Source organism: Streptacidiphilus jiangxiensis, from assembly GCF_900109465.1.
GTDB lineage: Bacteria > Actinomycetota > Actinomycetes > Streptomycetales > Streptomycetaceae > Streptacidiphilus > Streptacidiphilus jiangxiensis.
Genome location: NZ_FOAZ01000022.1, coordinates 137,371 through 149,496, shown reverse-complemented (window position 1 = coordinate 149,496; position 12,126 = coordinate 137,371). Strand labels below are relative to the sequence as shown.

General features: G+C 72.7%; 11 protein-coding genes and 1 pseudogene. 3 read left to right on the top strand and 9 right to left on the bottom strand.

The genetic code is table 11. The annotated features are described in order from the left end of the window. The 3 genes and pseudogenes from BMY61_RS33955 to galE all read right to left on the bottom strand — a co-directional run. Positions 1-662, bottom strand: a pseudogene (locus BMY61_RS33955) (amidohydrolase family protein); the annotation flags it as partial. Further along, the gene (ureA, locus tag BMY61_RS33950; RefSeq protein WP_075004173.1) at positions 659-1,384 is read right to left on the bottom strand and encodes an urease subunit gamma; all 726 of its coding nucleotides are present in this window, start codon (positions 1,382-1,384) and stop codon (positions 659-661) included. The gene ureA and the pseudogene BMY61_RS33955, both read right to left, overlap by 4 nt. A gap of 159 nt (positions 1,385-1,543) precedes the next feature. Then, entirely contained in the window at positions 1,544-2,545 is a 1,002-nt protein-coding gene (galE, locus tag BMY61_RS33945; RefSeq protein ID WP_042452325.1) for a UDP-glucose 4-epimerase GalE, read from the bottom strand. A 290-nt stretch (positions 2,546-2,835) separates the two neighbouring features. On the opposite strand from galE, the gene BMY61_RS33940 reads away from it, so the two are divergent. Continuing rightward, complete coding sequence (locus BMY61_RS33940; RefSeq protein ID WP_082015267.1) at positions 2,836-5,106, top strand: SpoIIE family protein phosphatase; 2,271 nt, start codon at positions 2,836-2,838, stop codon at positions 5,104-5,106. 93 nt (positions 5,107-5,199) lie between these two features. Here the strand turns inward: BMY61_RS33940 and BMY61_RS33935 are convergent, their stop codons facing one another. Beyond that, on the bottom strand, positions 5,200-5,379 hold the full coding sequence (locus tag BMY61_RS33935; protein ID WP_042452589.1) for a DUF1272 domain-containing protein: 180 nt from the start codon (positions 5,377-5,379) through the stop codon (positions 5,200-5,202). A gap of 147 nt (positions 5,380-5,526) precedes the next feature. Here BMY61_RS33935 and BMY61_RS33930 point away from each other — a divergent pair, with 147 nt between their 5' ends. Together BMY61_RS33930 and BMY61_RS33925 are read left to right on the top strand one after the other, a co-directional pair. Next, complete coding sequence (locus BMY61_RS33930; protein WP_042452328.1) at positions 5,527-5,820, top strand: hypothetical protein; 294 nt, start codon at positions 5,527-5,529, stop codon at positions 5,818-5,820. A 170-nt stretch (positions 5,821-5,990) separates the two neighbouring features. Then, positions 5,991-7,667, top strand: coding sequence for a bifunctional aspartate transaminase/aspartate 4-decarboxylase (locus tag BMY61_RS33925; protein WP_042452591.1), 1,677 nt, complete (start codon positions 5,991-5,993; stop codon positions 7,665-7,667). Here BMY61_RS33925 and BMY61_RS33920 read toward each other — a convergent pair. From BMY61_RS33920 to moaA, 5 genes are all read right to left on the bottom strand, one after another. After that, positions 7,658-8,623 (bottom strand): DUF2637 domain-containing protein, encoded by a 966-nt coding sequence (locus BMY61_RS33920; protein ID WP_042452330.1) that lies wholly within the window; start codon positions 8,621-8,623, stop codon positions 7,658-7,660. The two genes, BMY61_RS33925 and BMY61_RS33920, sit on opposite strands and share 10 nt — an antisense overlap. Before the next feature lie 72 nt (positions 8,624-8,695). Beyond that, positions 8,696-9,157: a GlcG/HbpS family heme-binding protein gene (locus BMY61_RS33915; RefSeq protein WP_174514527.1), complete on the bottom strand. Its 462-nt coding sequence runs from the start codon at positions 9,155-9,157 to the stop codon at positions 8,696-8,698. Positions 9,158-9,209: 52 nt separating this feature from the next. Beyond that, the gene (locus BMY61_RS33910; protein WP_042452332.1) at positions 9,210-9,926 is read right to left on the bottom strand and encodes a hypothetical protein; all 717 of its coding nucleotides are present in this window, start codon (positions 9,924-9,926) and stop codon (positions 9,210-9,212) included. 155 nt (positions 9,927-10,081) lie between these two features. Further along, on the bottom strand, positions 10,082-10,870 hold the full coding sequence (locus BMY61_RS33905) for a hypothetical protein (protein ID WP_042452335.1): 789 nt from the start codon (positions 10,868-10,870) through the stop codon (positions 10,082-10,084). 173 nt (positions 10,871-11,043) lie between these two features. Beyond that, positions 11,044-12,054, bottom strand: a complete 1,011-nt coding sequence (moaA, locus tag BMY61_RS33900) for a GTP 3',8-cyclase MoaA (protein WP_075004172.1) — start codon at positions 12,052-12,054, stop codon at positions 11,044-11,046. Between the last annotated feature and the right edge of the window lie 72 nt (positions 12,055-12,126).

Below are 12,126 nucleotides of genomic sequence, written 5' to 3'. Positions count from 1 at the left end.
GGGCCGGGGTCGCTGGAGGAGCCGCGGGCGAGGAAGCCGATGTTGACGGGCCAGGCGTCGAAGGCGTTGAAGGCGTGGCGCAGGGCCCAGGGGGAGTTGACGCCGACGCCCCAGACGGGGCCGAATTCCTGGCCGATGATGGTGGTGACGCCGGAGGCGAGGGAGGCCTCCATGATGCGGGGGGAGAGGAGGTGGACGTGGGTGTCGATGGCGCCGGCGGTGGCGATGAGGCCTTCGCCGGAGACGATGGTGGTGCCGGTGCCGACGACGACGTCGATGTGGTCGAGGGTGTCGGGGTTGCCGGCGCGGCCGATGGAGACGATGCGGCCTTCGCGGATGCCGATGCTGGTTTTGCGGATGCCGGTGACGGCGTCGATGACCAGGACGTTGGAGATGACGACGTCGCAGGTGGCGGCGACGGTGGTGGCCTTGAGGTGGAGGCCGTCGCGGGCGGTTTTGCCGAATCCGGCCAGGAACTCTTCGCCGGGGTGCTGGGAGTCGGCTTCGACGCGGACGATCAGGCCGGAGTCGCCCAGGCGGATCCGGTCCCCGGCCCGCGGCCCGTGCACCGCGATGTAGTCATGAGGATCGATGGCGCCCCAGGGGGCGACGGGGCCTGAACGGCCGTGACAGCCCTGGGCGTCGAAAGCGCTCCCGCTCATGCCTGGGCCTCCTCGTTCTGCTCGTCGTTCGGCTCGAAGCTGGTCAGGTAACCGCACGCCCGGGCCTTCTCCAGTGCGGCGTCGCGGGCGCCGGGGGCGTCGAGGGGGCCGTCGACCAGGCCGGCGAAGCCGATCGCGATCCGCTCGCCGCCGATCGGCACGAGGCCGACCTCGACGACGGTGTCCACGTCGAAGCGGACGGAGGAGCCGGCCGGGACGGCCAGGCGCATGCCGAACGCCGCCGCGCGGTCGAACGCGAGCCGCGGGTTGGCCTCGAAGAAGTGGAAGTGCGAGGTCACCGTCACCGGCACCGGCGCGGTGTTGCGCACCGGGAGCACCACGGCCGGCGCCGCCGGCTCGTAGCCGACGCCCGCGCCCGGCAGCGCCGCGCCCGGGGCCTCCGCGGCGAGGGAACCCTCGCCGCGGAACGGATCGTCGATCACGCACAGGCGGGTGCCGTCCTCGAAGACCGCCTCCACCTGCAGCGTCCGGACCACGTCCACCACGCCCGGCAGCACGTCCTTCGCGGACAGCACGCTGCGTCCGGCCTCGATGGCCTCCGCCAGCCGTCGGCCGTCGCGGGCCGCCTCGCAGACAGTGTCCGCGATCAACGCGGTGGCCTCCGGCACGTTCAGCCGCAGGCCGCGCGCGCGTCGGGCGCGCGCCAGCTCGGCCGCTGAGAACAACAGCAGCCGGTCCCGTTCAGTCGGAGTCAATCGCACGGTGCCTCGCAGTTTAGAACGCCGTTCAAACGTCCCTCGCATTGAACCTCGCGCGGCGCCGCCTGTCCAGCCGACGGCCCGGAACGCGCGTGGGCACCCGCCCGGATCAGCCGGACGGGTGCCCACGAAGGCCTGCCGCGGCAGGCTCCCAGCAGCGCGCTACAGCCCGAGCACCGCCTCGCGGCGGTCGAACCAGGCCAGCGTGTCGGCGATGCCCTGCTCCAATGAGAGCTCGGCGCGCCAGTCCAGCAGCCGCTCCGCCTTCTCGGTGCGGGTGAACGCGCCCGCGTTGTCGCCGGGGCGGCGGGGCGCCTCCTCGGTCGGCTGCCGTTCGCCGGTCACGTTCTCGAAGGCGCGGATCAGCTCGCGCACGGTGGTGCCGCGCCCGGTGCCCAGGTTGATCACCTCGTAGCAGCCGGGGCCGTCCAGCGGCAGCACCTCGTCGAACCGCTGCACGGCCGCGACGTGGGCCCTGGCGAGGTCCCAGACGTGTACGTAGTCGCGGATGCCGCTGCCGTCACGGGTCGGCCAGTCGGTTCCGGTGACCAGGAACGGCAGGCCGTTGGCCCGCGCCTGGATCAGCTTGCCGAGGGCGTGCGAGGGCAGTGCCACCTGCAGGCCGGTGCGCAGCGTCGGATCGGCGCCGACGGGGTTGAAGTAGCGGAGCGAGAGCACCCGCAGCGGGGTGGCCTGGGCGGTGTCCTTGAAGACCAGCTCGGTGAGCATCTTGGTGCGGGCGTAGGGGGAGAGCGGGTCGAGCGCGGAGGCCTCGTCGACGGAGAAGTCCTCGCCGGCGGTGTAGATCGAGGCGGAGGAGCTGAAGAGCAGCCGGTCGCAACCGTTGCGCAGCAGGTGCTCGGTCAGCGCGATCGTCTTGGCGACGTTGACGCGATAGTAGCGCAGCGGCTCGGCCACGGACTCGGGGACGACGATCAGTGCGGCGCAGTGGATCGTCGCACTGATCTCGGGATGGTCCTCGAAGATCCGATCGATCAACTCGCCGTCGGCGATGTCGCCCTCGTAGAACTCGCGTCCTTCGGTGAACTCCGCGCGTCCGGTCACCAGGTTGTCGAGCAGCACGGGCGTGATTCCGGCGTCCAGGCAGGCCGAGGCGACCGTGCTGCCGATGAAACCCGCTCCGCCGGTGATCAGGACCTTCACGTTTTCGTTCCCCTCCGTAGGTGGACCAGGCGCCACCGGGGCGCCTCAGAATTCCCCGACGTTCCAGGGCTCGTGATGGTTCCGTGATCGGGGAGAGATGTTCCGGTGACCACCCGGGTGCGGTGTGCTGTCGGATCGGGGGGCGCTCCGCCATTGCCGCGGGGCGGTTCATCGGACAGGATGAAGTCCGGATATACACCCCAAGATCCACCGTTCCCGCTCCGAGCTGGGACAATGGGAGAGCAACAGCCGCGCACACCGGGCGCGGCCCCGTGCAGGGCAGGAGAACGATGGCGCCAAGGCCGCAGCCGCCGCGGCTCCCGCAACCCGCGCACCGCCCGCCGCAGCAGAGCCAGGCACCGGACTGGCTGGAGCCGGCGATGGCGGCGAACGGCATCGGTTCCTGGCACTGGGACATCCGGGCCGACCGCATCGTCTGCGACGAGCGGGCGCTCGCGATCCTGGGCCTGGAAGGGCGAGGCCTGCGCGCGAGCGAGAGCCTGCCGGTCTGCAGCGCGCCCCAGACGTCTTCCGCGGCGCCCTCCGTGCCGGTCACGCTCCCGTCGGTCGGCGCGGGCGCGCCCGTGACGCTGACGGCCACCCTGCCCGGGGGCGGCGTGCCGCAGGCGTCCATCACCTCCGACGAGTTCCTGGCGCTGCTGCACCCCGAGGACGCGCCGGTGGTCAAGCGCCGCGTCGAGCGGGCCATCACCGAGCTCGGCCAGTGCGGCGCCTACTACCGCACCGTCTTCCCCAGCGGCGAGCTGCACGCCGTCCGCTTCCGTGGCCGGGTGCTCGCCGACGAGCAGGGCCGGCCGACCCGCATGGTCGGCTTCGTCTGGGACGCGACCGTCGAGCTGCTCAAGCGCCGCCGCGCCGACCACGCCGCGACCGTCCGCGAGGAGCGCACGCTCTTCATCCGGGAGGCCGCCAAGGCCCTCTCCGAAGCGGTCACCACCGCCGACGTGGCCCGCGTCTTCACCGAGCTGCCGCTGCCCGGCATCCCGCCGGACGGACTGGTGCTGGCCGTGCTGGAGAGCGGCCGCATCCAGATCCTGGCCGCCTCCGGCTACGACGGGGAGTCCCGCCCGCCCCACGACCACGTGCCGCTGGACGCCGACCACCCGGCCGCGCTCGCGCTGCGCACCCGCACGCCCGTCTTCCTGGCCAGCCGGCAGGAGTACCGGCAGCGGTTCCCGGTGGCCTGGCCGCCGGTCAACGGCCACCCGCGCCACGCCTGGGCCTTCCTGCCGTTGGTCGCCAGCGGGCGACCGCTCGGCGTCTGCCTCGTCAGCTTCGACGAGAACCGCACCCTCGACTACGAGGAGCGGACCCTGCTCAGCACGCTCGGCGGCCTGGTCGGCCAGTCGCTGGCCCGCGCCCGCCTGCACGACGCCGAGCACGAACTCGCCGCCGGTCTGCAGCGGGTGCTGCTGCCGCGCCGCGTCCCGCCCGTCCCCGGTTTCGAGGCCGCCGCCCGCTACCTGCCCGCCGGTACCGGCCTGCAGATCGGCGGCGACTGGTACGACGTCGTTCCGCTGCCCAGCGGCCACGTCGGCGTCGTCATCGGCGACGTCCAGGGTCACGACGTGCACGCCGCAGGCGTCATGGGCCAGTTGCGGATCGCCCTGCGCGCCTACGCCGCCGAGGGCCACCCGCCGGCCGCCGTGATGACCCGCGCCTCACGCTTCCTCGCCGACCTGGACACCGGCCACTTCGCGACCTGCCTGTACGCCGAGGTCAACGTGGACTACGGCGCCGTCTACGCGGTGCGCGCCGGACACCTCAACCCGCTGATCCGCCGCGCGGACGGCAGCACCGCCGTCCAGCACGTCGACGGCGGACTGCCGCTCGGTGTCGACCCGGAACAGGGCTACATGGTCAGCCGGTTCACCCTCGATCCGGGCGACGCGCTGCTGCTGTGCACCGACGGGCTGGTCGAGACCCGCCGGATCGACCTCGACGAGGGCATGGAGCGGCTGCGCCGCGTCGTCGCCGGCGGTCGGGACGCCGACCTCTCCGGGCTCGCCGACCGGATCGCCCGCGTCGCGGCGGACAGCGCCGAGCGCGACGACGACGTGGCCCTGCTGCTGCTCCGCTGGGAGGGCCTGGCCGCCTCCCGTCCGCGCGAGCAACTGCGTCGCCGGATCGGCCAGGCCGACCTGGCCCGGATCGCCGAGGTCCGCGCGGAACTGCGGGACGCGGTGCGGCGCTGGGGCGTCGGCGAACTCTCCGACACCGTCGAACTGTTGGCCTCGGAGCTGGTCACCAACGCCCTCGTCCACACCGATCGCGACGCCATGCTGACCGCCCGCCTCACCCGCGACGCGGAGACCGGCCAGGCCCGCCTGCGGATCGAGGTCGTGGACGACTCCGACCAGTGGCCCAAGCGCCGCACGCCCGGCGAGCAGGCCTCCTCCGGCCGCGGACTCATGCTGGTCGAGGCCCTGAGCGACGCCTGGGGCGTCGAGCCGAACGGCACGGGTAAGCGCATGTGGTTCGAGCTGGTCTCGGAGACGCCGGACGACGTCCCCGAGAGGCCCGAGCCCTCGCCGACCTGACCGGGGCGGCGCTGTCCGTCTGTTCGCGCTGCTGTGTGGGGCAGCCCTGGCCGTCGCCGCGGGGGTCCTGGACGGCGCCGCGCGCGACGGGATCTACCGCTGACGGCGAGGCCGCAGGACGAGCTCGCCGCCGCAGTTGGGGCAGACCTGGGCCATGGTCTCGGTGCAGGCCGGACAGAAGGTGCACTCGTGGGAGCAGATGTAGGCCACCGCGTCGTGGGGCAGGGTCGTGGTCTCGCACCGCTCGCAGAGTGCACGCATTTCGAGGGACATGAGCGCCATTCTCGGCAAAAAGATCTTGAACGGCAAGGGCCGAGGCCGCCGTCGCGGGGCGATGGTCCTCCCGTGACGGGACGATCGGCCCCGCCGGCACGCGGCGCGGGGTGCGAGGGTGCAGGTGGACCGAACAGAGGAGACACGGTGCCACCCCGAAGCAGCAGCAACCCGCCCGCCGAGATCAACGAGCTGGACTGGACCGCAGGCGCGCTGTGCGCCGTCCTCGCGGCGTTCCTCTTCGTCGCCGCGGAGGGCCACCCCGCCGTCCACCCGTGGTCGTGGGGCCTGGTCGTGCTGGCGGCCGTCGCCATTGCCGCGACCTGGTGGCGGGTCGCCCGGCACGGCCTGGGCCGGGCGCGCGGCTGGCTTGCCTCCCTGCTCGCCCACGGTTCCCTCGCGGCGGCCCTCGCGCTGCTGGTGGCGGCTCCCGCTCCCTGACGGGCCGGACCCCCTGATCGGCCGATCAACGCATGCCGCGCGCCCCGGCGCGGGGCAGGCTGGCGGAGGATGGGCGCCGGCGCCGACAGGCCGGTGCGGGCGCCGCGCCCGCCGACGTCGCCACGCCCGGGAGAGGCGCCACGATGACCTCCGCACCGAAGGCTCTGCCGATGAAGGATGTGCCGACCAGGTCCGCCGAGGAAGCCGCCCGGGTGCGGGCGAGCCGGGAGGAGATCAGGCGGCTGTCCGCGCTGAGCCCCTTCGAGCTGAAGGACCAGCTGATCGCGATGGCCGCGGAGCCGGCTCGCAGGTCGGCCGCGCAGATGCTCAACGCCGGGCGCGGGAACCCGAACTGGAACGCGCTCGGCCCCCGGGAGGCGTTCCTGGCGCTGGGGCACTTCGCCCTGGCGGAGTCCCGGCGTGTGTGGAGCATGGACGACCTCGGCGGCATGCCCGCCAAGGAGGGCGTCGCCGTGCGCTTCGAGCGGTTCTGCGAGGCCAATCCGGGCCTGACGGGTGTGCGGATGCTGCGCGACTGCGTCGACTACGGCACCGACCGACTCGGCTTCGAGGCGGACGCGTGGCTGCACGAGCTCGTCGACGGCTATCTCGGCGACAACTACCCCGTGCCGGACCGGGTGTTGCACCACTGCGAGCGGGTGCTGCGCGCCTATCTGGGCGAGGAGATGTACGGCGGCGGGATCGACGTCGACGAGGTCGACGTCTTCCCGACCGAGGGCGGCACCGCCGCGATGTGCTACCTCTTCGACACGCTCGTCACCAACGGCATCCTGCGCCGCGGCGACACGATCGCCATCATGACGCCGATCTTCACGCCCTATCTGGAGATCCCCGAGCTGGAGCGCTACGCCTTCAAGGTCGTCCACGTGCGGGCCGCGATGATGACCGAGGACGGCGTCCACATGTGGCGCTACGCCGACGAGGAGGTGGACAGGCTCGCCGATCCCGAGGTCAAGGCGCTGATGGTCGTCAACCCGTCCAACCCGCCGTCCATGGCCATGTCGGACCGGGTCCGGGAACGCATCGCGAGGATCGTCAGGACCGCCAACCCGGGGCTGGTCATCGTCACCGACGACGTCTACGGCACGTTCGTCCCGGGCTTCCGCTCCGTCGCCGAGCTGTGCCCGCGCAACACCGCGCTGGTCTACTCCTTCTCCAAGCACTACGGCTGCACCGGCTGGCGCCTCGGCGTCATCGCCGTCGGCCGGGACAACGTCTTCGACGACAAGATCGCCGCCCTGCCGGCCGCCGAGAGGAAGCGGCTGAACAAGCGCTACCGCAGTCTCAGTCTGGAGCCGGAGAAGATCAGGTTCATCGACCGGCTCGTCGCCGACTCCCGGCAGGTCGCGCTCAACCACACGGCCGGGCTGTCGACCCCGCAGCAGACGCAGATGGTCATGTTCGCCCTCTTCGACCTGCTGGACGAGGGGAGGCGTTACCGGCAGCTGGTGCGCGACGTCGTCCACCGCCGTCTGGACCTGCTGCTGGAGGGGCTGGGCAACACCCACATCAGCGACGACCGGGGCCGGGCCGCGTACTACGTCGAGCTCGACCTCCTCGCCGAGGCGGAGGTCTTCGACTCACCGGAGTTCGCCGCGTACCTCAAGGCCGCCTACGAGCCGACCGACGTGCTCTTCCGACTCGCGCAGTCCTCCATCGTGCTGCTCAACGGAGGCGGGTTCGAAGGGCCCGAGTGGTCGGTGCGCATCTCCCTGGCCAATCTCGACGACCTGGACTACCTCAAGATCGGCCACCACCTCTACGCGATCATGGAGGAGTACCGCAAGGAGTTCGCCGCCGCAGCCGTGGACGCGCCTCAGCCGTAGAGCTTCTCCAGGTCCTTGAGCTTCTGCTCCAGGGAGTCCCAGGCGCTGGCACGGGGGACGGCCGGCATGCTGACCGTGTCGTCCTCGGCCGTCAGGTCGAAGACCCGCTCGGAGACCGCCGCCTCGGGCCTTATGGCGGGCTCCCCGGAGCTCACCTCGTCCCGGCCCGAGCCGCCGCCCGAGCGGGGCAGCTGCGGCAGGCGACGGCCGCCGCCGAGCGCGTGGAGCTGCGGGCGCTCGTCGTCCCGATGCCGGGTGCGCGCGCGGCGCTCCTCGCGGACCTCGTCGACGGCCTCGTCGAGGCTGCGGACGTTCTCCAGCAGCATCAACGACCAGGCGGCGTACGTCTCGCGCGGCGCGCGCAGCCACCGTACGACGCGGATCTGCGGCAGCGGCCGCGGCACGAGACCCTGCTCGCGCAGGGCGGCCTTACGGGTCTGCTTCAGCGCGCGGTCGAAGAGGATGGCGGCGGAGAGCGACATGCCCGCGAAGAACTGGGGCGCCCCGCTGTGGTCGATGCCGCGCGGCGCGTGCACCCAGTTGAACCAGGCCGACGCGGCCGCGAACATCCACACCAGGCTGCGGGAGCCGAGCGCCGCGTCCCCGTGGCTGGCCTCGCGCACGGCGAGCACGGAACAGAACATGGCCGCACCGTCCAGCCCGAAGGGGACGAGGTACTGCCAACCCCCGCTCAGCCCGAGGTTCTGCACGCCGAAGCCGACCAGCCCGTGGAACGAGAGGGCGGCCGCGACGGCCGCGCAGCAGAACAGCAGCACGTAGGAGGCCGACCCGTAGACGGTCTCCTTCTTCCTGCGCCGCTCCTCGCTGCGCTCCCAGCTGTCCGTGGTCTGCGCCCGCCCCGCGCGGGCGCGCAGCACGACCAGCAGCACGGACACCACCAGCAGCAGCGCGGCGAGCGTCAAGACCCACCCCAGCGTGCCGTCGCTCACTCGCATCGTCGCCTCGTCTCCTCCCACCCCCGGCAAGCCGCCGGAGGCGGGACCATCCTGACGGAGCGACAGAGACGATCATGTGGAATTGGGACGGATACACCTGGACGAGTGACGGCGGTGCTCGGCCCACCGTTCGACGGCCGTCCGCACCGCCTCCTCGTCCTCCAGGGCGTGGGCGCCGGACGCGCCCGCCGCGCCGAGCACCGTCCCGTCGTCGGCGACCAGGACGCCACCCGCGAACGGGATGAAGTCGCCGCCGAAGAGGTGCTGGATGCCGTCGACGATCGCACCGGGGAGCGCGATCTGGCCCGAGGGCTGGAGGGAGAGCAGCGCGGTGCGGGCCTTGGCCACCGCGATCCTGCTGGTCATGGGCATACCGCCGTCGGCTCGCCGCAGGACGACCACCTCGCCGGTGACGTCGACGACGGCCACCGCCAACGGCGGGAAGCCGCGCTCCGCGCCGACCGACAGGGCGATCTGCACGAGCTGGTCCGCGTCGGCCAGGCGCAGTCCGGGAAGTCGGGGAATATCGGACATGAGTGCGAAGCTAACGGCCGGTCCGCAAGGGCGTCAAAGCGGACGGGAGGGTTCAGTCCAGCGTCAGCCAGACCGGGGTGCCCGCGAAGGCCTTCGTCAACCGGCGGGCCTCGGCACGGAGTTGGTTGGCCTCGGCGGCCGGGGAGACGTCCGCGAGGGAGGCGAGGGCGGGGGCGAGGCCGACGGCGAAGCCCGTCTCCTCGCGCAGGCGCAGGGACTCGGCGTAGCCGTGGCGCGCGCCGGCGACGTTGCCGTCCTCCTGGGCGATCGCGGCCAACTGCCGCCAGGTGTAGGACAGGAGGTGGGCGTCCTGCTGCTGCTCCGCGCCGGCGTGGGCACGCCGGTACGCCGTGCGTGCGGCGTTCGCGTCGCCGACGAGGTCGTGGGCGATCAGGCCGCGGCGGAAGTCCAGCAGCGGGCGGGCCGGGTCCTCCGGCGGCAGCAGCGCCGAGGCGCGGCCCAGCGCGGCCTGCGCCTCGTCGAGGCGGTCGTGGACCTTCAACACCGTGGCGCCGTAGGCGAGGAAGCCGCGGGCGCAGGCCGCAGCGGCGCGCTCGTGGTTGTCCCGGACGACGGCCTCGGCCGCCCGCAGCGCGGTCTCCGCGTCGTCCCAGGCGGTACCGGTGAAGAACGCCGCCTCGATCAGCAGTTCCGCACGCTCCACCGCGGAGTCGGGCTCGTCGCCGAGCAGTTCGGCCGCGGCCTGCCAGCAGCCACGGGAGCGCAGCAGCCACACCTGTCCCGTGTCCGCCGACCGCTGCCTCGGCACCTGCGGAGCCTGCGAACCCTGTGCCGACTGGGACGTCCGGGACCGTTGCTGCTCGGACAAGGACACGCCATCGCCCCTCACTGCGGCCGCTGTCGGTCGCCTTTGGTCGCGCTCGGTGACGGTCATTCAACACGCGGGTCGCGACCCGCGCCAGATCATGGACGCGAGGAGTTACGGACCAACTCCCGTGCGGCGGTGTTGACCGCCTGTGGCATGCCCGTCAGATCAAGCTCGAAGAGGGCCACCAGCAGTTGGTCGGCCCGGTTGCGGGCCTCCAGCGAATAACCCGCGAGGGTGAACATGGCAGGGACCAGCTCGTCACCGTGAAGGGTGTTGAGCCACAGGCACTCCACCGCCCGAAGGTCGGCGGGCTCCGTCCAGGTGTCGACCTGGGCGACGATCGTCGGGCCCAGCAGGCAGACGCCCTCACGGTCCTGCGAGTCGGAGACCTCCAGCTCGCCGAAGCCGAGCCACTCCAGGTAGCGCGCGGCGGCCAGCACCGCGTCGTCCGAGGTCCGGACGGGGTGCGGCAGGAACGGCTTGCGCGCGAGCGCGCGCGGCGGCTGGAGGGGCCGGCTCGCCGTGACCGGCGCCGGGCCGGGCTGAACGGGGCGCACCGGCTGGACCGGCTGCACCGGCGCGGGCGTGCCGCCCACCGGGCCGACCGTGCGCGGTCGGCGGGTGGTGTCCACGGGGAGCCGGACGGTGGCCCCGCAGCCGCAGGTGAACTCCGGCTGCGGCCACTGCTCGGACCGGCCGCAGGAGGGGCACCGCATGCTGAGCCAGGAGTCCTCCCAGGAGCGGAACCGCACCTGCACCGGCACGCCGCCCTGGAGCAGCGGGATCTTCAGGGCCGCGCCGCACGGGCACGGGAAGACCGGCGGCTCGTACGCGTGCTCCCGCCTGCAACTGGGGCAGCGGACGGGCTTGGGTGAGCCTGACATGAGGGACCGTCCGTTCCTTGCGAGACCGACTTGAAGCCGCCACAGAGCGGGACGTCGTACCAGAGACTACGCCGCGAGAGCGCTTCCGGTTCCATGCTCCCTGATCCCACCCGCCAGCGGAATGCTCATCCGCGCCAGAAATCGGCCGACCGGCCGACCAGCCGATCGGATCGTCAGCCGCCGATGGCGGACATCGGTCGGGCCGGGCGCTGGAAGTCGGCGCTGTCGATGGCGTGGCCTGCGGCCTTGCCCGTGATGCAGGCGCGCCAGGCCGCCTCGATCCGCTCGTCGTCCGCGCCGCCGCGCAGCAGGGCGCGCAGGTCGGACTCGTCGGTGGCGAAGAGGCAGTTGCGCAGCTGTCCGTCGGCGGTGAGCCGGACCCGGTCGCAGCCGCCGCAGAAGGGCCGGGTGACGCTGGCGATCACGCCGATCGTCGCCTCGGTGCCTTCCACGAGCCACTGTTCTGCGGGCGCGTTGCCCTCGCGCGGGACGGGATCGAGAGTGAAGACGGTGCGGAGCGAGGCGAGGATCTCCTCGGCGGTGACCATCCGGGCCCGGTCCCAGGCGCCCTGGGCGTCCAGCGGCATCGATTCGATGAAGCGCAGCCGGTAGCCCTTCTCGACCGCCCAGAGGGCGAGATCGGTGATCTCGTCGTCGTTGACGCCGCGCACCGGCACGGCGTTGACCTTCACCGGCGCGAGCCCCGCCCGCTGGGCGGCGGCGAGCCCGGCCAGCACGTCCGCCAGCCGGTCGCGGCGGGTGATCTCCCGGAACCGGTCCCGGCGCAGCGTGTCCAGGCTGACGTTGACCCGGTCCAGCCCGGCCGCGCGCAGGGCGTCCGCCTGGCGGGCGAGCCCGATGCCGTTGGTGGTGAGCGAGAGCTCGGGGGCGTCCGGGAGTGCGGCGAAGGCGGTGACGAGGTCCGCCAGGCCCTTGCGCAGCAGCGGCTCGCCGCCGGTCAGCCGGAGGCTGCGGATCCCGAGGCGGGTGGTGGCGATGCGGACCAGGCGGAGCAGTTCCTCGTCGGTCAGCAGGTCCGGCTTGGGCAGCCAGTCGAGCCCCTCGGCCGGCATGCAGTACGTGCAGCGCAGGTTGCAGCGATCGGTGAGGGAGATCCGCAGGTCCGTGTGGACGCGGCCGAAGCGGTCCAGGAGCGGGTGCGGATGGGCGGGACGTGGCTGCATCCGGCCAGTAGAACGGCCATGGGGCGGGGCGGTCCAGCGGGTGAAGCCCCGGTGAACACCGCAGGTCCCGGC

What these genes read in the sequence shown, in the direction of transcription:
- BMY61_RS33940 (WP_082015267.1), top strand. Translation starts at nt 2,836, where the DNA reads ATGGCGCCAAGGCCGCAGCCGCCGCGGCTCCCGCAACCCGCGCACCGC.
- BMY61_RS33935 (WP_042452589.1), bottom strand. Translation starts at nt 5,379, where the DNA reads ATGTCCCTCGAAATGCGTGCACTCTGCGAGCGGTGCGAGACCACGACC.
- BMY61_RS33925 (WP_042452591.1), top strand. Translation starts at nt 5,991, where the DNA reads ATGAAGGATGTGCCGACCAGGTCCGCCGAGGAAGCCGCCCGGGTGCGG.
- BMY61_RS33920 (WP_042452330.1), bottom strand. Translation starts at nt 8,623, where the DNA reads ATGCGAGTGAGCGACGGCACGCTGGGGTGGGTCTTGACGCTCGCCGCG.
- BMY61_RS33915 (WP_174514527.1), bottom strand. Translation starts at nt 9,157, where the DNA reads ATGTCCGATATTCCCCGACTTCCCGGACTGCGCCTGGCCGACGCGGAC.
- BMY61_RS33905 (WP_042452335.1), bottom strand. Translation starts at nt 10,870, where the DNA reads ATGTCAGGCTCACCCAAGCCCGTCCGCTGCCCCAGTTGCAGGCGGGAG.
- moaA (WP_075004172.1), bottom strand. Translation starts at nt 12,054, where the DNA reads ATGCAGCCACGTCCCGCCCATCCGCACCCGCTCCTGGACCGCTTCGGC.